Below are 22446 nucleotides of genomic sequence, written 5' to 3'. Positions count from 1 at the left end.
GTTAAGCACTCCTTTCAAGTATCTTCAATTCGTATTTACCTTTATTAGCTAAATTTTCTATTTCATAAAATTCGTCTTTATCTATTGGTATGAATTTAATATAATCTCCAGCTTTATATAATATAGTATCTTCTCTATTTATATCATATAGTTTTAAAGGTGTTCTACCGATGATTCTCCATCCCCCAGGAGAAACTAATGGATATATACCGGTTTGCTCTCCACCGATTCCTACTGATCCTACTTCTAAATTTAATCTTGGAGTATTTAATCTTGGAGTATTTAATTTTTTATTCATTCCTCCTAAATAAGCAAATCCAGGTAAAAAACCTAACATATAAATTAAGTATTCTTTCTCGCTATGAAGCTTAATAACTTCATCTAAAGAAAGATTTGTATAATCTCCAACAAATTCTAAATCGACACCAAAATCTTTATCATAGCAAATTGGTATTTCTATAATTCTTTTGTTATTGTTATTTTTTATATCTAATTTTTTATATAGGTTGGATAATATATCTTTAATTTCATAAAAATACAATTTTAAAGGATCATAATAAACTAGTAACGATCTAAATGATGGTACAGTTTCAATAATTCCATTAATATTAGAATCTTTTATTATATTATTAAAAACTATTATTTTATTATTTATTTCAGCATTGATTTCATTTCCAAACTCAACTGATATAGCACAATCACCAACTGTTAAAAATCTCATAAGTAAATCCCTCCTTTTTTAGATGCGCACCGGTTTAAGAATTTTCTAAATATTCTTTTTATAAATTGTACATCAATAAATATTAAATTGCAATAAATTTTATAGAACTTGCAATTTTAAGATTATATAAAAACAAAGCATATAAAGTTAGTATGAATTTGCAACTATATAACTATATTTTACTATGATAAATAAATTAGCATTTTAAAAACACTGTTTTTTTTGACTTAATATCTGAAATAAGCTTCAATTGTTTGTTTATTAAGCATATATTAACCTTTATATGATTATTATTTTTTTAATAAAGATTATTTTTTAGCATATGATGAAAGTAGGACTATAAGGTGATACAATTATATTGAAATATAAGAATTATTTTAAAAGGAGGCAAACTTATGATATATACTCCAAGATACATATTTAATTCTGACTTAGAAAAGACGATTTGCACTTGTGGTGACTCGAAAAAATACAGAGTGTTATTTACACACTCCAATTCAATAGAGAAAGATATTACTAGTACATTAGTAGGATTATCAAGTCAAATAATAGCAGTATGCTCTAAATGTGGGCGAATATATAAATTTGAATTAAAGTACAATCCAAATCTACAAGATAAAGCTGAAATAAAAAACGTAGTAGAAATAAAAAAAGATATCTTAGATGTTAGAGACGAAATTAAATTAAATTATAAATCTTATGAAGAGATGTTTTCTTTTAGATCTGAAGAGTTTTATATAAAGATAATTAACGAAAAGTATGATGACTATAAAAAGTTTACCGAGTTTATGTATATAGAAAAATAATTTATGTTATTCTATATAAAAGGCGTGTATATAAATACTAATGTATTTATATACACGCCTTTTATTAATTGTTAACTTTAACATTATCAAGATTAATTTTATACATTTTTTTATCATTAAAATCTGAATATTTTTCATTTAAATCTAAATTACTATTATCTGTAATATCAATACTCTTAAAAGCCTTAGAAAGCATTAATTTTATTCTATTTAATTGATTAACCTCACTTGCTGAAGGGTCATAATCTATAGGTATTATATTTACATCATTATATAATCTCTTTAATTCTTTTATAGGTCCTTTACCAACAATATGGTTTGGCAAACATCCAAATGGTTGCATACATATTATATTATTAATTCCTTCATGTATAAGCTCTATCATTTCTCCTGTAAGTAGCCATCCCTCTCCCGTTTGATTTCCAATAGATACTACGGAACTTGTATTTTCAGCAATAACTTTAATATGTTCTGGAGGTGAGAATCGCGTGCTCTTTTTTAGTTCATTTTTATATACATTTTGATATATATCTACAATTTTAATAAATAAATTTCCAAGTAGCTTATTCTTATATCTACCTTCTAAATATTCATTTTTATAGTTAGTATTATAAGCACATGTTAAAAAGAAGTTAGTTAAATCTGGTACAATAGCTTCAGCACCTTCAGATTCTATTATATCAACTAAATTATTATTTGCTATAGGGTGAAACTTAACAAGTATCTCTCCTACTAATCCAACTTTAGGTTTTAGCATGTCTACTACTTCTAAATTATCAAATTCATAAACTATATTTTTAATATTTTCTTTAAATTTAGATATTTTACAATCTATTAAGGCATCTTTACAGATATCCATCCACTTATTAAATAATTGATTAGCACTTCCTTTATATTTTTCATAGGGTCTTACTCTATAAAGAACTTTCATCAATAAATCACCATAGATACAAGCCATAAATAAACGATTTATTAGCTTAGGAGTTATTTTTTTAGCTATATTTATACCATCTAATCCGCTAACATTAAGCGATATTACTGGTATATCTTTAAAACCAGCATCTTTAATTGCTTTTCTTAAAAAACCAATATAATTAGTTGCACGACATCCTCCACCTGTTTGTGTTATAGCGACTGAGGTAGTATTTAAATCATACTTACCTGATTTCAAGGCTTTTACTAATTGACCAATAGTAATAATAGCTGGATAGCAAGCATCATTATTTACATATTTTAGACCTTCTTCTATAATCTCTTTATTTGTGTCTTTTAGAACCTCTAAATTTATACCACTTAGATTAATTGCTTTTTCGAATAAATCAAAATGTATAGGTGCCATCTGAGGTACTAATATGGTATTTCTTAAAGGATCTTTAGGACTTCTTTTATATTCAGTTATTTTTGATTCTAATGAGATAGAATTATTTAAATCTCTCTCTTTAATAGCAGCCTTTAAAGAACGAAGTCTTATTTTTACAGCACCTAAATTATTACCTTCATCTATTTTTACTAAAGTATATATTTTTCCTTTTTGTTGTAATATTTCTTGAACTTGATCTGTAGTCACAGCATCTATCCCACATCCAAAGGAATTTAATTGAACTAATTCTAAGTAAGTTTTATCTTTTATAAAATCAGCTGCTTTATATAATCTAGAATGATATACCCATTGATCTACAACCCTTAGAGGTCTTTTTAAATTCGATAAATGGCAGATTGAATCTTCTGTAAGTACTGCCATATCTAAAGAATTTATTAATTCTGGTATACCATGGTTTATTTCAGGGTCTATATGATATGGTCTTCCACATAATACAATACCCTTTTTATTGTTTTCTTCTAAGTACTTTAAGCATTCTAAACCTTTATATTGGATATCACTTTTAAAGTTTTCTTGTTCTATACTTGCTTTATCTACTGCATTAGATATTTCAGATTTATTAATATTAAACTTATGATATAATTCATCATAAAGGACTTTTTTTAGTTTTTTCTTATTATTAATAGTTACAAATGGATTCATGAAATTTATATTATTAGATTTTAAGCTTTCCATATTATTTTTTATAACTTCAGAGTAAGAAGTAACTACAGGACAATTGAAATGATTATCGCTATATTTATCTTCTGAAGTTTCATATACAACTGATGGATAAAATATATTTTTTATATTTTTTTCAATTAGATTTTCAATATGGCCATGAACCATTTTAGCAGGATAACAAACACTTTCTGATGCAATTGAGCTTATACCCTTTTCATAAACGCTTTTTGAAGATCTGTTAGATAAAACAACCCTAAAGCCTAGTTCACTAAAAAATGTAAACCAAAATGGGTAATCCTCATATATATTGAGGGATCTAGGTATACCTATTTCACCACGATATGCTTTTTCTATATTTAGTGGTTTATATTCAAATACTCTATTGTATTTATAGTTAAACAAATTAATTACATTTTTTGAGTCTGTATGTTTTGTATTTTTTTTATTAATAATTAGTTCCCCTTTTTCACATCTGTTACCAGATACATATATGTCCTTATTATTAAATTCATTTACAGTTAACAAGCATTTATTTGAACAACCATTACATCTTTTTACATACGATTCAAATTTTAAATTATCTATATCACTTTCTTTAATTAAAGTAGTTTTATAGCCGTCAATATATTGATTTTTAGATATTAATGCTGAACCAAACGCTCCCATAAGTCCGCATATATTAGGTCTTATAACATGATGATTTATAAGCTTCTCAAATGCTCTTAATACTAAATCATTATAAAAAGTACCACCTTGGACAACTATATTTTCACCAATTTCAGATATATTGTGTAATTTGATCACTTTAAATAAAGCATTTTTTATAATAGAATAAGAAAGTCCAGCAGATATATCAGATACACTTGCACCTTCTTTTTGTGCTTGCTTTACTTTAGAGTTCATAAATACCGTACACTTAGAGCCTAAATCTATGGGAGTTTTAGAGTAGATGCCTTTTTTAGAAAATTCTTTTATATCCATAGATAATGATTGAGCAAAGGTTTCTAAGAATGAACCACAGCCTGCAGAGCATGCTTCATTTAAAATAATACTGTCAATAACACCGTTTTTTATTTTTAAGCATTTCATGTCTTGTCCGCCTATATCTAATATGAAATCTACATTTTGATTAAAGTATTTAGCTGCTTTATAGTGTGCTATAGTTTCTATTTCACCTATGTCTATACTAAGAGCTTTTTTTATAAATCCTTCTCCATAACCAGTAACAGTAGAGTTAACGATTTTACTATTAGGAGTAAGCTTAGAGTAAATATCCTTTAATATATATATAACTGAATCTAATGGCTTTCCTTCATTACTTTTATAGTATGTATATAATATATTGCAATCATCATCAATCAAAGTTGCTTTAGTAGTTGTAGAACCTGCATCAATACCTAAGTAGCAATTTCCAGAGTGTTCATTTATATTTTTATATTTTACTTTATTGCTATTATCGTGTATTTTTATAAAATTTATATATTCCTCTTCATTTAAAAACAAAGGTTGTAAAGTGTCTGTATTTGAAGTTATATTTTCTTGTGATTTATCTATTTCTAAAAGTAGTGTTTTTAAATCTATACTATCTTCTTTTTCAGATAACAATGCCGCTCCAATTGCAACATATAGCTGAGCATTATTTGGAAATATTATATTTTCATCTTTTAAGTTTAGATTGTTTTTAAATGCTTCTCTTAGCTGTGATAAAAAATATAATGGACCTCCTAAAAAAGCTATATTACCCTTTATTTGTCTTCCACATGATAATACACTTACTGTTTGAACCACAACTGCATTAAAAATACTCATAGCGATATCACTTTTATTAGCCCCATCATTAATAAGTGGTTGTATATCTGTTTTAGCAAAAACACCACATCGAGATGCTATTGGATAAATTACAGCATAGCCTTTTGCAAGTTCATTTAAACCTTTAGCATCAGTTTTTAATAGTGACGCCATTTGATCAATAAAGGCACCAGTTCCTCCGGCACAAATACCATTCATTCTTTGGTCTATTCCACCGGTTAAATAGGTTATTTTTGCATCTTCTCCTCCAAGTTCTATAACAACATCAGCTTCTGGGTTAAAAGTTTCAATTGCTTTTGTACTAGCTATGACTTCTTGCACAAACTCTATTTTAATTTCTTTTGCTATATTTATTCCTACAGAACCAGTCATTAATATACGTGCTCTTATATTCCCTAATTCATCATAGATATTATTAATTACTTTTCTTACTGATTTTTTTACATCAGAATAATGTCTAGTATATTCTTTATAAATTATATCTCTATTTTTTAAAACAACTACTTTAACTGTAGTGGAACCTACATCAATACCAATATTGTAAACATTGTTCATAGTCATTCCCCCATATTACATAAATACCATTATATAATATATATACTCTTGAAAATTATAAATAATGTGATAATTTTTAAATACAAATTAAAGAGGAATAAATCACAATTAGGACTTATTCCTCTTTAATTTATAATTATTAAGTTTATTATCTGAATAAGTCAAACTAAAAAGCCTTTCTATAAATTTATAGAAAGGCTTTTATTATCTAGTCTGATATTAACCATTGTCAATAATTAAATAAAACGATTTCTTGGATCTCATTATTTATATAGACTATTTAATTAATTATCAGTAAATTTTAGAAATTTTAATTCTTAACACTCAGACTTTACTAATTCTTCATTATCCTCTCTTGCCCATTCAAGAGATCTTTTAACTGCTTTTTTCCATCCTTTATATAGTTTATTTCTTTTATCTTCATTCATACTTGGAGTAAATTCTCTATCCATTATCCAAGAATTTTTAATATCAGCCTTGCTTTCATAGAATCCTACAGCAAGACCAGCTAAGTATGCAGCTCCTAGAGCAGTAGTTTCAACTACTTTAGGTCTATTTATATTTGTATCTAATATATCAGATTGGAATTGCATTAAGAAGTCATTAGAACTTGCCCCTCCATCAACTTTAAGGCTTGATAATTTCAATCCTGAGTCTTCTTCCATAGCATGAAGAACATCTTTAACTTGGTATGCTATAGATTCTAAAGCAGCACGAACTAAGTGTTCTCTATTAGCCCCACGAGTAAGTCCCATTACACATCCTCTAGCATACATATCCCAGTGTGGTGCACCAAGACCTGTAAATGCAGGAACTATATATACACCATTTGTATCCTCAACACTTTCAGCATAGAATTGACTTTGTTTAGCATTATATAATATCTTTAATTCATCTCTTAGCCACTGAATAACTGCTCCTCCTACGAATATACTTCCTTCTAAAGCATACTCAACTTTTCCATCTACTCCCCATGCTATAGTTGTTACTAATCCATTTTTAGATTCAACAGGTTTTTCTCCTGTATTCATTAACATAAAGCATCCTGTTCCATAAGTGTTTTTAGCACTACCTTCTTCGAAACAAGTCTGACCGAATAATGCAGCTTGTTGATCTCCTGCACAACCTGCTATTGGTATCTTAGCTCCAGCTAGCATATTCTCATCAGTATACCCATATATATAGCTTGAAGGTTTAACTTCAGGCAACATACTCTTAGGTATATTTAATATTTCTAATATTTCATCGTCCCATTTTAATTCTTTTATATTATAAAGCATTGTTCTTGAAGCATTAGTATAATCAGTAACATGAACTTTACCTCTAGTTAAATTCCAAGTTAGCCATGTATCCACTGTACCAAATAATAACTCTCCATTATCAGCTTTTTCTCTTGCACCTTCAACATTATCAAGTATCCATTTTATTTTAGTTCCAGAGAAATAGGCATCTAGTATAAGACCTGTTTTCTCTTTTATCATATCTTTATACCCTTTAGCTTCTAATTCATCACATATTTCAGAAGTTCTTCTACATTGCCATACTATAGCATTATATATAGGTTTACCAGTATTTTTATCCCAGACTATTGTAGTTTCTCTTTGATTAGTTATACCAATAGCAGCTATTTCATTAGGAGATATATAGTTTGTTTCTAAAACTTCTCTCATTACCCCACTTTGAGATCCCCATATTTCCATTGGATTATGTTCTACCCAACCTGGATGTGGATATACTTGTGTAAATTCTTTTTGTGCTGCTGCTACTATATTTCCAGACTTATCAAATAGTATTGATCTTGAACTAGTTGTACCTTGGTCTAATGCCATTATGTATTTCTTACTCATATTTTTACCCCCATTTATTATATAATAATTATTCACTAATTTATTTAAAGATACTAGTTAATATTAAGCATAAATAAACACAAAAAGCCTATAGTAAAGACTATGGCTCTCTCATCTCTCGCCGTAATATTAACTTAATTAAATATTAATAGAAAACATTTTCCTTGTCAATCAAAAAGCTCGTTATATATATAACGAGCTTTTTTACTTTATTAATTAATTTTTTCTACCAAATTTCATATTTACTAGTTGATACTGCCATAGCTCCAGAAGATAAAACTTTTATTATTTCCTCTTTTTCATCAATAAGCCCACCACAAATTATAGGGATATTACTAAATTCCTTATTGATTCTTTTTATAACTTTAGGTATAATACCTGGCATAATTTCTATAGCTTGAGGCTTAACCTTTCTTAAGCTTTCAATAGCATTTTCAAGAGACATAGAATCTATAAAGAAAAATCTTTGAATAACATCTATGTTTAATTCAACAGCTCTTTTTACAATATTAGTTTTTGTAGTTATAATTCCATCTAGATTTGATTCTTTTTTTAGATAATCTATAATTATTGGATTAGAAGATATCCCAGTAATCATATCTATATGAACAAATACTTTTTTATTATTCTTATGTAATAAATCTATCTTATCTCTTAATGTAATTATATCTCCATTCAACAGAAATACTACCTCACAATCTGAATTTATTACTCTTTCAATACAGTCATCACTTTTTATAGCTCCAATTATAGGATTAACCTCTAATAGTTCTTTCATCTATACTTTACCCCCATGTTTAATTATCCAACGACTATATTATATCATTTTAATTGAAAAAACTAAGTAAAAGATAAAAATAAAGACATAAATTTATGTCTTTATTTTTATAATATATTATTTTATTTATTATTTTTGAGTTGATATAAGTTATAGAAATTTATTAATATTATTGCTAGATTAGATAAGGCTACTGGATACGCTTTTACAGATAAACCATATATAACAAAGCATATACATCCTAGTGTATTTATTATTCTTAATCGCATTATATCTGTCATTGTTAGTGATACAACGATTAAAATAGATGCTAGATATCCAACCCATTCTATAGGTGCTACATCGAACATAACAACTTCTCCTTTTTTTATTTATTATGCTTAATAAATTTCAGTTATATGTATAAACTATTGTTAAAATATAATCATAGGAGTGTATTTTATTATGAAAAATAAAATAAATAATTCAAATGCAAAAGTAGCTTTAAATATGATGAAGATGGAAGTAGCTAATGAACTTGGATATAGTTATGATGAATTAAATGATAAAGTAGAATGTAATAGTCCCCAAAATACATTAGAAGGTATCGCTAAAAATGTACTTGCAGGAGAACAGGTTGGTGGTAAAATGACTAAGAATTTAGTGGAAATGGCAGAAAAGTCTCTTTTAAATAACTATAGACCTAAGTAATTGTTGTTAAATCAAATAAATATTCCTATAATTTATAGTGTATATAAAATATAATGGGAGATAATTTTATGAGTAAAAATAAATATTTTTTTATGTATCAACCTAAATTTAATAAAAAAGGAATATTTATAAGAAACTTAATTTTTTTGATATTAGATATATTGATTATAAACATACTATATAAATTTTCTTACTTAAACTACGCTTTAAACTATATCTACATAAGATTATATTGTATAATGGGATTTTATATATTAAGAGTATTAAAATATTCATTTATATTTGTAAAGCATAGACTAGATGTTTTGATTGTAACAACTAATATAGATCTACAAGATGAATTGTATAATGAAAGTAACTTAATAAATGATATAATAAAAAATAACTTTAAAGAATTGTTTCTTGCTTTAGAATTTCTTACACTAAGCATAGTTTTAGTTTATACAAGTAGAATATATATGAATATATTCAATTATTTTAATTTTAAGTATAGTATTATAAGTCATATATTATTTATAAGTCTAGTAGTATTTATATCTTGTAGAATGGAAGGTAAGTTTAAAGTAAGTGAAGATAAGCATAATATTTTAATGTTTTTAGTTTCAGGAGATAAAATATAAAAAATAAAGGTCTTACCAAATATGTAAGACCTTTATTTTTATGATATTATATATATTTCTATATTCCTGACACCCCATTGATTACAATTATCTTCTGTATACATAAATATATCTATTCTATTTCCTTTTATAGCACTACCTGTATCTTCTGCTATAAATATCATATCAAATTCTGGTATATAAACTTTAGTTCCATAAGGTATAACATTTGGATCAACTGCTATAGTTCCCCATTTTGGAGTAGTTCCTGTTGAAGTTATAGTGTCTCCAGCATATGCTGTAGCTTTTACAGTTATTGATGAATAATTTTCTATATCTGACACTTCAATATCTTTAGTATCTTTAGTAACATATTTAGAGTATATATATCCAGTTTGGTTATTATGAATTACCTTTGTCCAATTTCCTTCACTTGAAATTATTTGAAGTTCTTCATTTTTATCTAATGTATAGTATATATTAGCATCTAAACTAGCTCCATCTCTAAAGTTTACTGTGTATGCATTTATATGTCCTATTATTGTATTTTCTATGTTTATTGATGAGTTTTCTGCAGCATATGATTTAGATAATCCACACGGGGTAAGTAATAAAGTCATAGCAGCTGCCGTCATAAGTAGCATTCTTTTCATAAATTGCCTCCTAGATGAAAAATTTATTTTGTCAAATTACAATTTTGTTACTTCTTGTTTTGTATTATACACTACCCCTTGCCCTTTTTATATAGCTTTTAGGAAATTACTTATAATTGCCTTCGTTCTCATTTTTTGTATAACTTCAAAAAGTAAAAAAAGACTATCTCATTTAATGTTATATTTTACTGAGATAGTCTTTTTTTTACATAAATCTATTTATGAAGTTTTTTATAGTTTCATCTAAATCTCCACAATCATCTACTTCTATTATTCTCGGTGTAGACATTTCTCCACCGTGTTCAAAGTTAACAACACTTATAATAAGGTCATCTTCTTCAATATCAAATAGTAATCCTATTAAGTGATCTAAATCTAAATTAAGATCTCCGATATCTTTTACTACATCTTCTTCATATACATCATCAATGTAATGCTTTAATCCTTGTGTCTTACCATCTATAAATTCAACTGATTCTTGATTTTCAGTAGTTTTACCTATTACAAAATGAAGTGCATACTGCTCACTTAATAATAACTCTTCATAATCATTTGCATCACTTAATTCTTCATAATCTTCATCAAAAGTAACTACATCCATATAATCCTTATCTATTAAACATATTCTAGATACATAGTTAGGATATTCAGAAAGTAATTCATCATAGTTATCTTTATAATAATTTATAAAATTAGTTAATTTAAATTCATTAGGGTGTAATCTTATTGGTTCCATATATAATTCCTTCCATTGTCTATTTTTATGTCTTTAGGAAATTATAATATATCATAAATTAAATATAATTTATAGTTTTTAATTAAATATAATTTATAATAATATATGTAATAACAAAATTAAGGAGATTAAATATGAAATTTGTAAAAAAATCATTTATTCTTGAAGACAATTTATTATTAGGTATAGTAGATAAAAGAATTACAATGAATATGGAAAATAAATTAAAAGAAATGAATATAAATATAATAAAAACACCTTCATGTGAAGAAACATATAATGCTATAAAGCATCATCCTGATATAACTGTATGTAAGTTAAACGATAATAATATAGTAGTAGCACCTAACGTATATGATTTTTATAATAAGGAACTAAAAAAATATGGCTTTAATGTAATAAAAGGAAACTCAATTATAAGCAATAAATATCCTAACAATATTCAATATAATGTAGCTATATTAGGGAATATTGCTATACATAATTTTAATTATACAGATAGTAAAATATTACAATATTTAGATGATAATAATTTTATTAAAATAAATGTTAATCAAGGATATTGTAAATGCTCTATATGTATAGTTGATGATAATTCTATAATAACTTCAGATGAAGGTATATATAATTCTGTAAGAAAATATAATATAGATTGTTTATTAATAGAAAAAGGACATATCCAATTATTTGATTTAAATTACGGATTTATAGGAGGATGTAGTGGATTAATATCTAAAGATATAATAGCATTCTTTGGTAATATAAAAAATCATCCTGACTATGATAAAATTTTAGAATTTGTAAGCAGTAAAAGTAAAAACATACTTTCATTAAGTAATGAGGATTTATTAGATTTAGGTTCACTTATACCTTTATGTGTAATTAATACATAAATATTACTACAATAAAAATAAAATTATAACTGCTGATATAATTTTATTGAATAATACTTTATTTAGGGGAGCTTTTATGAGGAAAAGAAAATTTGAAAATGTAGCTATTCAAGAAAATAATGATAAATACAGTGCTTGTATATTTAGAGATGACCTAATATACAAGCGTAATAATGATATTAGAAGTGAATTTAATAGAGATTATAACAGAATACTTCACTCTAATTCTTATAGAAGACTTAAGCATAAGACCCAGGTATTTTTTGCCACTAATAACGATCATATCTGTACTAGAATGGAGCATGTTGGACATGTGTCATCTGTTAGTTATTCTATTGCAAACTATCTTGGATTAAATACAGAACTTACAATGGCTATATCTATTGGTCATGATATAGGTCACCCACCTTTTGGTCATGATGGTGAAAGAGTTTTAAGTAACTTTACTAGTAAGAAGCTTAATTACAAATTTTGGCATGAAAAAAATAGTTTGCGTTTTGCTGATGTAATCGAAACTTTGCCCACTCAAATTGATGAAGAAATAAATTTAGATTTAACCTATGCAGTTAGGGATGGTATTATATGTCATTGTGGTGAGGTAAAATCAAAGCCTTTATTTCCAAGAGAAAATAAAATAGATTTAAACTTAATATCTAAACCTGGACAAGTTTCTCCATATACTTGGGAAGGTTGCGTTGTTAAAATATCTGATAAAATATCTTATTTAGGAAGAGATATTGAGGACGCTCTTAGACTTAAAATATTAACTCAAAATCAAATAAAAGAATTAAATAGCATAACTGAGAAGTTTAATATACCTGATTTTAATAAAATAAATAATACTGTTATAGTACATAATTTAGTAACAAATTTATGTGAAAATAGTAGTATTAAAGATGGAATCACTTTATCAAATGATTATTTTGAATTTATGGATAGTATAAAAGCTTTTTGCTATAAAAATATATATTATCACAGTAGGCTTAGCAATTTTCAAAAATATGTTGAGTTAGTTATAAATACAATTTTAGAAACTATAGATTCTATGTATGATGGTATAAATACATTAAAAAAGCTAGATGAACACTATGATATATATCCTAATTTATGTGATAGTTTTTCTAAGTGGCTTATAAAATATAGTACTAATTATAAAGATAATCAAAGAGGTAAAAAATATAATAATAAAAAAATATACAATTTAGAAAATAAAGATGATTACTATCAGTCTATAGTTGATTATGTTTCATCTATGACAGATGCCTTTGCTATAAAAATATTTAATGAAATACTACAATTCTAATTTGTCAAAAAATGTTTTAAAAAGCATTGATTGGGAATAAATTATAATGTAATATTATAATCATAATATTACATTATAATTTATATATAAGGGAGAAGTTAGATATGGCTGCAGATAAAATAATATGTCACTGTAAAAAAGTTAGTTATTTAGATATTAGAATGGCAATGGTTAAGGGTGCTCGTACTCTTGATGAAATTAAAGAAGCAACTGGTGCTGCTACAGGATGTGGTAGATGTGCAGATGAAATAGAAAAGATATTAGCATCTGTATGTGGATGTAAAGGAGTTTCATTAGAATCAGTTGTTGATGCTGTTAAAAATGGAGCTAATACTACAGATGAGGTTGCAGATATAACAGGAGCTGGTTCATGCTGTGGAAGATGTAAAGTACTTGTTGAAAATGTAATAGAATTAAAGAGATAAAATAAAAGACACCTACTACTTATATTGCAGTAGGTGTCTTTTATTTTATTAGAAAATATTTATTTTATAAGAAGTATTAAGTATTTTATTAACTTCTAATTTATTTATGAATGCTTTTTTATTAAATTGGTAGTCAGTATTAATATTATCAGCTAAACCATACCAAGGTTCTATACAAATAAATGGAGCAATACTACCATCATTAAAAGGACTCCATATACCTACTAATGGAAATTCTTTAAGTTCCACATTTAAGCACTCTTTATTTTCTTTATTAAAAATAGAGACTTTATCTATGTTAGTATAAATTAAAGCATCGTTTTTAAATAGATTTGGATTTAAATTTATAATGTCTATATTATCTATATTTTTTATAGTTTCATAATATGGACCATTTAGAGTAATATTTTCTACTCCATCTCTACATATTAATTTTAGATAATAGTCTTCAATAGCTTCATTATCACTCATAGGAATATTAAATGCAGGATGTGCACCTATTGAGAAGTATATATCTTTAGTGTCACTATTATTAACTGTCCACTCTACTTCTATAGTAGAATCAATTAAGGTATATTTAATTGTTAATTCAAATGAATAAGGATACATAGATTTGGTTTCATTACTTGAAATTAACTGATATGATATAGAATTTTCACTTTCTTCAATTATTTTAAAGTTCATATCTCTTGCAAACCCATGCTGATTCATATAATATATATTATCCTCAATAATTGTCTTATTATCCTTTAATCTTCCTACTATAGGAAATAATATTGGTGAGCGTCTTCCCCAATATGTATTATCACCACACCATAATATATCCCTTTTACTTTTTTTAGAATATATTCTAGTAATTTCTGCACCAGAACAGTTAGATTCTACTATTAAATTTTTGTTTTGCAATATATTCATATATTCCCTCCTATAAAATATGTATATATCTATATAGTAATCTATATATATACATATTTTATAGTATAATTGGAAAATTTTTTAGAAATAATAAAGTATAGATTAATTTATGGAGGTAAATATTATGACTTTAAATTGTTCAGTACATAATTGTGTTTATAATACATCAGGAACTTGTTATGCAGGCAGCATAGAAATATTAGGAAGTGATGCAACATCTACAAAAAATACTACTTGTGCTACTTTTACACCTGAGGATTCTAATAGAAGTTTTAGCAATAATACTAGTAATACTTTTACTACATCTAGTGATATAAAATGTAAAGCAAAAAAATGTACTTATAATAGTGATTATATTTGTACAGCTACTAGTGTTCATATTAATTTAAATAATGCATGTTGCGATACTTTTATATGTAAATAAATAAAGACCTATCTCTAAATTAAAGAGATAGGTCTTTATTTAATGAGCTACTTTTACTGTAATTAAAGCATATATTATCAAATTTTAGAGAGGCCTTTTATGAAAAAGATTGGATTAAGGACTATTAAAACTGGAATAGCAGTATTTCTGGCTACATTAGCAGGAAAGTATGGAATTATAGAAACACCAGTGTACACTGTTTCCGTATGTATATTTTCTATAAAGAATACAATGAAAAGTTCTGTTTCAGAAGCATACTCTAGAATTATCGGAACTTTATTAGGTGGTTTAGTCGGATATGCATTTGCTTTATTCATAAAAAGCAACATTATTAGTTCTTAACTTGGAGTTATTTTTATAATACATCTTTGTACATTAATTGGGATTTCAGATTCAGCAGGAATAGCTTCAGTTACTTTTGCTGCAATTATTATAGGTATTGGTAAAAGTAATCCACTGCACTATTCTATAATGCGTACATTTGATACTATGGTAGGTATTTTAATTGCGTTGTTAGTTAATTATGGTATAAGCCGTAAAAAATATTTAAAGTATTTATTTAATTCGTTCAATTTAACGCATGATGATTGTATTTCTTTAGTTTACACTATGTTAGAAAAAAAAGATTTTTCATCATACTCTAAATACAAAAATGAGTTTTATAACCTAGAAAATTACTATACTCAACTTATAGATGAAGTAACTTACTCAAATGGAGATATCGATTTAAAACAAATTCACTTATATTTTTATATTTGTGAGCAAATACTTCATCATACTCATGGATTATATTTATTAGAAAAAAATCCATCTAAAGAAAATACTACTTGTTACAACTCTATTTTTAATTATCATATAAATAGTATTTCATTTTTATTATCTTGTGCTTCTAATAAGAATTTTAACTTTGATAATATATTTAAGAAATAAAAAATATATAAAATAGGAATAATAGTATGGTATTAAATAATAGGAGGTATAAATACATGAAGGTTACATTTCAAGGTTCACCACTAACATTACATGGTACACAAGTTAAGGTAGGAGATACTGCTCCTGACTTTACAGTTACTGATAATGATTTAAATGATTTTAAATTAAATGATACAAAAGGTAAAAAAGTTTTTTTAACAGTTCCATCATTAGATACTCCAGTATGTGATACTGAGGTTAGAAAGTTTAACACTGAAGCAAGCAAGCTTAATAATGTAACTATATACACTATATCTATGGACTTACCATTTGCTCAAGGTAGATGGTGCGGTGGTGCTGGTATTGATAAAGTGAAAACTTTATCTGATTATAAATATAGAGATTTTGGTAAAAAATATGGCGTTTACATAAATGAATTAGGTCTTTTATCTAGAGCCGTATTTGTTGTAGACGAAAATAATAAAATAACTTATATAGAATATTTAAATGAAATAACTGAAGAACCTAATTATGATAAAGCATTAGAATCTTTAAAATAAAAAAATGTAGTTACTTATTTTTATATAAGTAACTACATTTTTTACATTATCTTAGATATTCAAGTATTTCACTTACATTTTTATCTGTTTTAACCTTATCATAAACTTTTTCTATAATTCCGTTTTCATCAATTATATATGTTGTTCTTACTACTCCCATACTTACTTTTCCATATAGTTTTTTTTCTTTCCATACATCATATTCTTTTATAGCTTCAAGTTCTGGATCTGATAATAAAATAAATGGTAACTCATGCTTAGTTGCAAACTTTTCATGAGATTTTATACTGTCTTTACTAATACCTATTACTACTACATCCTTATTTTTAAATTCATCATAATTATCTCTAAATGAACAAGCTTGCTTAGTACATCCTGGAGTATTATCTCTTGGATAAAAATATAGTACTACTTTTTTATTTTTAAAATCTGATAAACTTATTAAGTTTCCTTCTTTATCTTGTAGTTTAAAATCTGGTGCTTTTATTCCCGCTTCTAACATAAAATTTTCTCCTATATTAATATTATTATTACATATTATACCAAATAATTTAATATTTAAAACAAAAAAGATGCTAAAATATTTTAGCATCTTTTAGTTTAATAAATTTATTACTTAGCACATTGTTTTTGTAATTTTACTATCCATCCTTCTGGTGCTTCAATATCTCCAAATTGTATTCCATATAAAGTATTATATAATTTAGTAATCTTTGGTCCGGCCTCTTCTTCACTATGGAATATATGCTTTTTACCATTATAAGTTATACTTCCTATTGGTGTTATAACAGCTGCCGTTCCACAAGCTCCAACCTCTTCAAACATATCTATATCATCTATTTTTATTTCACCTTCTATAGCTTCCATTCCTAAATAATCTCTAGCTACTGTAAGTAATGAATTTCTAGTTATACTTGGTAGAATTGATGGTGAATCTGGCGTTATAAATTTATTATCTTTAGTTATACCAAAGAAGTTAGATGTTCCAGCTTCTTCAATAGTTGTGTGAGTTTCTGGATCTAGATATATGCAATCTGCGAATCCATCATTTACAGCTATTTGATGAGGTAGCATTCCACAAGCATAATTTCCTCCTACTTTTACTCCACCAGTTCCATAAGGCGCTGCTCTATCAAATTTAGCAGTAGTCATTTTTACCGGATTAAATCCACCCTTAAAATAAGGACCTACAGGTATACCAAATACACAGAATATGTATTCTGGCGCTGGTCCTGCTCCTATATTATCACCTGTACCTATAACAAATGGTCTTAAATAAAACGTTGCTCCAGTCCCATAAGGTGGAACATATTTCTCATTAGCTTCTACAACTTTAAGACATGCATCTATAAACTTATCTATAGGAACTTCCGGCATTAATATTCTTTTACAGCTATTTTGTAGTCTTTTAGCATTCATATCTGGTCTAAATAACTGTATATTTCCAGATTTAGTTGTATATGCTTTTAGTCCTTCAAAACATTGTTGTCCATAGTGAAGAGATGTAGCACTTACACTTATAGATATTTTATCATCATCTTGAAGTGATCCTTCATCCCATTTACCATCTTTCCAATAAGATACATATATTTTATCTACTTTTTGGTAATTAAAACCTAGTTCACCCCAATTTATATTTGCTTTTTCCATCTTTATTCCCTCTTTCCAAACTTTATTGTACTTTTAATATATAATAACATAGTTTCAAAAAGTATATTATTATTATTTTGAATTTTCTGTATTTTTTATAAATATTATTTATATTGTAAACATGATAAAAAGTAATAAAAAAGAATTCTCTAAAAGGAGAATCCTTTTTTATTACTTTTTATCTAATTTACTTATTAATTTATCTAGTATTTTTTTCTCTGTAGCATGTGTTTTGTTCTCTTCTTCAGTTATAGATGTATTTATAAGTCTATAGTATTTATCTTCTGATTCTTTACTATATTTATGTACTATTTCCTTTAATAAAGTCATTTCATCATGGTCTAGTTTTAAGTTTTTCATTTTACTATCCCTCCTTATTTATTGTTACTTATTTATTATTCTTTTTTAATTCTTTTATTAAATATAAAAAGAGCAATACATAAAAATTATGATTGCTCTTAATACTATATTCAATAACCTAAATTTATATTATTGAAATTTACATTATTTCAAATCCAGCATCTTTTATAGCTTTTTTTATTTTAGCTATATGTTCATGATTAAATGTTTCTATTGTCATTTTAGCATTTAACTTACCTATATCTCCTGTTGAAGATAAATTTGCTGTAATTATATTACCATCAAGGGCACTTATTATTTTACTTAGCTCTGCTAATCCACCAGGTCTATCTTGTATAGCAGTTTCAAATGAATATCTTCTACCACTTTTAGTAAGTCCAATAGAAATTATCTTTTGAAGAGTATTAACATCTATATTACCACCAGATATTATACATACTACATTTTCATTTTCTTTAGGTTTATACTTACCACTCAGTATTGCAGCAGTTGTTACAGCTCCAGATCCTTCTGCAATTACCTTTTGATTTTCCATTAAAAATAATAGTGCTTGTGATATTTCATCTTCTTCTACTAATATAACTTCGTCTACTAAATCTTTTGCTATTTCAAAAGTAATATCTCCTACAGTCTTAACTGATATACCATCTGCAATTGATGTTGATTTGAAAGCAGTAGTTACTTTTCCATGTTTTATGGATTCATGCATAGAAGGTATATTTGCTGTTTGTACCCCTATTATTTTAACATTAGAATTAAGAGCTTTACTAGCTATAGCTACTCCTGAAATAAGACCGCCACCTCCAATTGGACATATTATAGTATCAACTTTATAATCCAATTGTTCAAATATTTCAAGTCCTATGGTACCTTGACCAGCTATGACATATTTATCATTAAATGGATGTAAAAATGTTGCTCCAGTTTCTTTTTGTATTTCAACAGCCTTTGCATAAGCATCATCATATACTAATCCATCTAAAACAACTTTTGCTCCGTATCCTTTAGTTGCTGTTACTTTTGCAAGTGGCGCAGTTGATGGCATTACTATTGTTGCATCAATCCCATTCATTGTTGCACCTAATGCTACACCTTGAGCATGGTTTCCAGCGCTTGATGCTATAACTCCATTGGCTTTTTCTTCTTCTGTTAAATTAGCTATTTTATTACAGGCACCTCTTAATTTAAATGAACCAGTTTTTTGTAAATTTTCGCATTTATAATAAATATTAGCATTTGTCATATTGCTTAGTTTTACACTTTCTAGTATATCAGTCTTTTTTACAATACCTTGTATAACTTTTTTTGCATCTTGTATATCTTTTAGTGTGATATTTGTCATGTTCTCACTCCTATTGCTTATTTTTTACACAAATATATATTTTCCAATAATCAAATTTTATATTTTACATTTTTTATTAAGCTTGGGGAATTATAAATATACATAAGTTATTTTTGAAAGGAAGAATTCTATGACTAATAATAATAGTAATTATAAATATGTAATTGCAGTATCAGGATTTATATTAATGGCGACTACTTTTAGTATAATCAATAGTGTAAGTACTATACTTATAGCTCCAGTTACACATGCTCGAGGATTTACTATAAGTGAATACTCTTTTTTATTTACAATTAATGCCATAACAATTTCTATATGTTCACCAGTAATTGGTACTTTACTAAATAAAGTTAATATAAAAATTATAATGACTCTATCTTCTCTATTAGCAGGAGGTGGATATATATTATACGGTTTTGCCAATAGTATATTTAACTTTTATCTTATTGGGATAATTGTTTCTATAGGAGTATGTGGATTAACAACAATACCAATTTCTACAATGATATCTGATTGGTTTGAACCTCATAAAAAAGGTTCTATAATGGGTATAGTTTTTGCTGGAATTGGTACAGGTACATTTTTTTGGATGCAATTTGTATCTAGAATATTAGAAAATTATAATTATAGATTAGTTTACCTATTATTAGGATCAGTCGTTTTAGTAGTATCTCTTATAATTAGTTTATTTATAGCAAGAAGACCTTCTCATGCTTATATAAAGGCTAAAGAATTAGGAAATGATTATGATGATAATTTAAATAATAAAAATTTAAATTTTAAAGAGATATCTCAAACTCCAAGTTTTTGGTCTTTTACAATAGGACTTTTTTTAATGGGAATAAGTTTTGCTGGAATTAAGCAACATATACAATCTTACTTATCTATTTTAGGTTATCCACTTAATTTCAATGCTAATATAGGTTCAATTTTAGCAGTAGTTGGACTTATTGCAAATATAATTGGAGGAATATTATTTGATAAATTTAAAACTAGAAAAGTATTAACTGGTCTTGGTATCATAACTATTATAAGTATAATATTTTTACTTATTGCTAATAAACCTATATTTGCTTATTTGTTTGCAATATTCTATGGAATGACTATGTGTATATCTTCTATTTGGCCAGCATTTGGTGTGAGTAAAATTTTTTCTGATGATAACTACTCTGTTATATTCGGTATAGCTAATATGTTTATGACAATAGGTGCTTCTATTGGACCATTTTTATCTGGATTAATAGCAGATACATCTTATGGATATAAAACTGCTTGGTTAATATATCTAGTAATAACAGTTACTTATTATTCATTATTTATTAAAACGACAAAATAGCCTTGTAAAAATATACAAGGCTATTTTTTATCCAAAGAATTTTATTCCTAACATTAATATACCTAATACTACTAAAACTATTCCCGTTACACTATTAAGTTTTTCTTGAGTAGCTTTATTAGCAAACTTAGATGTTACCCATACACCAAGTAAAGTAGCTATTACACAAGTTATAAGAGCTATACTATCACCTAATCCTCAAATAACCATATGGCTAGCGGCTCCTGTAAATGCAGTAAACGACATTATGAACACACTTGTGCCTACAGCTGTTTTAAATTAGACCCTAAGATACTAGTTAAGATGATTAACATCATCATTCCTCCATCAGCACCTATAAATCCACAAATAAATCCTACTATACATCCTGATATTGCTGATTTTATATATTTTTTATTTTTAATATCCACTTTTATACTAACATTTTCTGATGATATAGATAATTTCTTCAACTATGTCTGCTTTTATAACTGGTTTAACTATAAATTTTATACCTAAAAGTAATGTCATATATATAGAAAAATTACCTAATGTTTTTTTGAGGGACTAGTGAGGCTAGGTAACTACCTATTGCTGTAAATATTAGTGTAGTTACAAGCATAACTATACCATTTTTTATATCTATATTTTTATTCTTATAATAAGTATATGCTGATACGGCTGATGCTAGCACATCACTAACTAATGATATTCCTATTGCTTCATATGCATTAAATCCTAAAATTGTAGTAATCATTGGTGTTATTATAACAGCTGCAGAAAGTCTTGCAAGTCCTGCTATAGTATATATTAACAATGAAAATAACATATTTATATTTCTCCTTCTTTTATAAAATTACTACTCATTTCTATAAAACTTTAGTGAAAATTTTAAGTTCTTCTTCTCCAATGCCTTCAGTTAAGTTTTTTATTATCTGTGCCATCTCAATAATATAATCTTGCATATACCCTCCTTTAAAATAGTTAACTTGTTAACCATTTTGTTTATATTTAGGTATTTAAAATAAAAACTTGTATATAATTAAATAAAATAGGACTATATAGAAGTCTAGACTTCTATATAGTCCTATTTTATTTAATTATATACA

At 26.3% G+C, this 22446-nt stretch carries 25 protein-coding genes; 11 read left to right on the top strand and 14 right to left on the bottom strand.

Going from position 1 to position 22446, the window contains the following annotated elements:
• Nucleotide 1 precedes the first annotated feature (1 nt).
• Nucleotides 2-721, bottom strand: a complete 720-nt coding sequence (gene pxpB, locus I2A66_RS12035) for a 5-oxoprolinase subunit PxpB (protein ID WP_195251737.1) — start codon at nt 719-721, stop codon at nt 2-4.
• A gap of 395 nt (nt 722-1116) precedes the next feature.
• On the opposite strand from pxpB, the gene I2A66_RS12030 reads away from it, so the two are divergent.
• Nucleotides 1117-1527: a hypothetical protein gene (locus I2A66_RS12030; protein WP_195251733.1), complete on the top strand. Its 411-nt coding sequence runs from the start codon at nt 1117-1119 to the stop codon at nt 1525-1527.
• Nucleotides 1528-1591: 64 nt separating this feature from the next.
• Here the strand turns inward: I2A66_RS12030 and I2A66_RS12025 are convergent, their stop codons facing one another.
• The 4 genes from I2A66_RS12025 to I2A66_RS12010 all read right to left on the bottom strand — a co-directional run bounded on the left by I2A66_RS12025 (nt 1592) and on the right by I2A66_RS12010 (nt 8910).
• Nucleotides 1592-5935: an acyl-CoA dehydratase activase-related protein gene (locus tag I2A66_RS12025; protein WP_195251732.1), complete on the bottom strand. Its 4344-nt coding sequence runs from the start codon at nt 5933-5935 to the stop codon at nt 1592-1594.
• 317 nt (nt 5936-6252) lie between these two features.
• Nucleotides 6253-7782, bottom strand: coding sequence for a glycerol kinase GlpK (gene glpK / locus I2A66_RS12020; protein WP_147516037.1), 1530 nt, complete (start codon nt 7780-7782; stop codon nt 6253-6255).
• A 226-nt stretch (nt 7783-8008) separates the two neighbouring features.
• Nucleotides 8009-8560 carry a glycerol-3-phosphate responsive antiterminator gene (locus I2A66_RS12015; RefSeq protein ID WP_122639658.1) on the bottom strand — a complete coding sequence of 184 codons (552 nt, stop codon included), beginning with the start codon at nt 8558-8560 and terminating at the stop codon, nt 8009-8011.
• A 122-nt stretch (nt 8561-8682) separates the two neighbouring features.
• Entirely contained in the window at nt 8683-8910 is a 228-nt protein-coding gene (locus I2A66_RS12010) for a YgjV family protein (protein WP_122639660.1), read from the bottom strand.
• A 94-nt stretch (nt 8911-9004) separates the two neighbouring features.
• On the opposite strand from I2A66_RS12010, the gene I2A66_RS12005 reads away from it, so the two are divergent.
• Together I2A66_RS12005 and I2A66_RS12000 are read left to right on the top strand one after the other, a co-directional pair.
• Nucleotides 9005-9250 (top strand): small, acid-soluble spore protein, alpha/beta type, encoded by a 246-nt coding sequence (locus tag I2A66_RS12005; protein WP_122639662.1) that lies wholly within the window; start codon nt 9005-9007, stop codon nt 9248-9250.
• Nucleotides 9251-9318: 68 nt separating this feature from the next.
• On the top strand, nt 9319-9870 hold the full coding sequence (locus tag I2A66_RS12000; RefSeq protein WP_147516038.1) for a hypothetical protein: 552 nt from the start codon (nt 9319-9321) through the stop codon (nt 9868-9870).
• A gap of 38 nt (nt 9871-9908) precedes the next feature.
• Here the strand turns inward: I2A66_RS12000 and I2A66_RS11995 are convergent, their stop codons facing one another.
• Nucleotides 9909-10502 carry a 3D domain-containing protein gene (locus tag I2A66_RS11995; RefSeq protein ID WP_207734771.1) on the bottom strand — a complete coding sequence of 198 codons (594 nt, stop codon included), beginning with the start codon at nt 10500-10502 and terminating at the stop codon, nt 9909-9911.
• A gap of 205 nt (nt 10503-10707) precedes the next feature.
• A complete protein-coding gene (locus I2A66_RS11990) occupies nt 10708-11238 on the bottom strand; it encodes a hypothetical protein (RefSeq protein WP_122639666.1) in 531 nt (176 codons plus the stop codon).
• A 134-nt stretch (nt 11239-11372) separates the two neighbouring features.
• On the opposite strand from I2A66_RS11990, the gene I2A66_RS11985 reads away from it, so the two are divergent.
• The 3 genes from I2A66_RS11985 (at nt 11373) to I2A66_RS11975 (ending at nt 13859) form a co-directional block, all read left to right on the top strand.
• Nucleotides 11373-12131: a DUF6873 family GME fold protein gene (locus tag I2A66_RS11985; protein WP_147516039.1), complete on the top strand. Its 759-nt coding sequence runs from the start codon at nt 11373-11375 to the stop codon at nt 12129-12131.
• 76 nt (nt 12132-12207) lie between these two features.
• Nucleotides 12208-13434: a deoxyguanosinetriphosphate triphosphohydrolase family protein gene (locus tag I2A66_RS11980; protein ID WP_147516040.1), complete on the top strand. Its 1227-nt coding sequence runs from the start codon at nt 12208-12210 to the stop codon at nt 13432-13434.
• 104 nt (nt 13435-13538) lie between these two features.
• Complete coding sequence (locus tag I2A66_RS11975) at nt 13539-13859, top strand: (2Fe-2S)-binding protein (RefSeq protein ID WP_122639671.1); 321 nt, start codon at nt 13539-13541, stop codon at nt 13857-13859.
• A gap of 48 nt (nt 13860-13907) precedes the next feature.
• On the opposite strand, the gene I2A66_RS11970 is transcribed toward I2A66_RS11975, so the two are convergent.
• The gene (locus I2A66_RS11970) at nt 13908-14774 is read right to left on the bottom strand and encodes an aldose 1-epimerase family protein (protein WP_122639673.1); all 867 of its coding nucleotides are present in this window, start codon (nt 14772-14774) and stop codon (nt 13908-13910) included.
• A gap of 124 nt (nt 14775-14898) precedes the next feature.
• Here I2A66_RS11970 and I2A66_RS11965 point away from each other — a divergent pair, with 124 nt between their 5' ends.
• The 4 genes from I2A66_RS11965 (at nt 14899) to tpx (ending at nt 16670) form a co-directional block, all read left to right on the top strand.
• Nucleotides 14899-15198, top strand: a complete 300-nt coding sequence (locus I2A66_RS11965) for a DUF1540 domain-containing protein (protein ID WP_164489015.1) — start codon at nt 14899-14901, stop codon at nt 15196-15198.
• A gap of 99 nt (nt 15199-15297) precedes the next feature.
• Nucleotides 15298-15540, top strand: coding sequence for an aromatic acid exporter family protein (locus I2A66_RS11960; RefSeq protein WP_195251730.1), 243 nt, complete (start codon nt 15298-15300; stop codon nt 15538-15540).
• A gap of 129 nt (nt 15541-15669) precedes the next feature.
• Nucleotides 15670-16128, top strand: a complete 459-nt coding sequence (locus I2A66_RS11955) for a hypothetical protein (RefSeq protein WP_195251728.1) — start codon at nt 15670-15672, stop codon at nt 16126-16128.
• 56 nt (nt 16129-16184) lie between these two features.
• On the top strand, nt 16185-16670 hold the full coding sequence (gene tpx, locus I2A66_RS11950) for a thiol peroxidase (protein WP_122639679.1): 486 nt from the start codon (nt 16185-16187) through the stop codon (nt 16668-16670).
• Between the two features lie 46 nt (nt 16671-16716).
• Here the strand turns inward: tpx and bcp are convergent, their stop codons facing one another.
• The 4 genes from bcp to ilvA form a co-directional block, all read right to left on the bottom strand.
• Nucleotides 16717-17172, bottom strand: a complete 456-nt coding sequence (bcp, locus tag I2A66_RS11945) for a thioredoxin-dependent thiol peroxidase (RefSeq protein ID WP_122639680.1) — start codon at nt 17170-17172, stop codon at nt 16717-16719.
• A 110-nt stretch (nt 17173-17282) separates the two neighbouring features.
• Nucleotides 17283-18320, bottom strand: a complete 1038-nt coding sequence (locus tag I2A66_RS11940; protein WP_147516077.1) for a branched-chain amino acid aminotransferase — start codon at nt 18318-18320, stop codon at nt 17283-17285.
• A 171-nt stretch (nt 18321-18491) separates the two neighbouring features.
• Nucleotides 18492-18680: a hypothetical protein gene (locus I2A66_RS11935; protein WP_122639683.1), complete on the bottom strand. Its 189-nt coding sequence runs from the start codon at nt 18678-18680 to the stop codon at nt 18492-18494.
• Nucleotides 18681-18819: 139 nt separating this feature from the next.
• A complete protein-coding gene (gene ilvA, locus I2A66_RS11930) occupies nt 18820-20022 on the bottom strand; it encodes a threonine ammonia-lyase (RefSeq protein WP_195251726.1) in 1203 nt (400 codons plus the stop codon).
• Between the two features lie 130 nt (nt 20023-20152).
• On the opposite strand from ilvA, the gene I2A66_RS11925 reads away from it, so the two are divergent.
• A complete protein-coding gene (locus I2A66_RS11925; RefSeq protein WP_147516079.1) occupies nt 20153-21358 on the top strand; it encodes an MFS transporter in 1206 nt (401 codons plus the stop codon).
• 263 nt (nt 21359-21621) lie between these two features.
• Here the strand turns inward: I2A66_RS11925 and I2A66_RS17670 are convergent, their stop codons facing one another.
• Both I2A66_RS17670 and I2A66_RS17665 read right to left on the bottom strand, forming a co-directional pair.
• Nucleotides 21622-21810: a hypothetical protein gene (locus tag I2A66_RS17670; protein ID WP_330566196.1), complete on the bottom strand. Its 189-nt coding sequence runs from the start codon at nt 21808-21810 to the stop codon at nt 21622-21624.
• Between the two features lie 71 nt (nt 21811-21881).
• Nucleotides 21882-22166: a sulfite exporter TauE/SafE family protein gene (locus I2A66_RS17665; protein WP_330615474.1), complete on the bottom strand. Its 285-nt coding sequence runs from the start codon at nt 22164-22166 to the stop codon at nt 21882-21884.
• Nucleotides 22167-22446 lie beyond the last annotated feature (280 nt).

The organism is Romboutsia sp. 1001713B170207_170306_H8, from assembly GCF_015550495.1.
In the GTDB taxonomy this organism is placed as follows: domain Bacteria; phylum Bacillota; class Clostridia; order Peptostreptococcales; family Peptostreptococcaceae; genus Romboutsia_E.
Note: the sequence above shows the minus strand (reverse complement) of the source record. Positions and strands in the feature narration are given on the sequence as shown.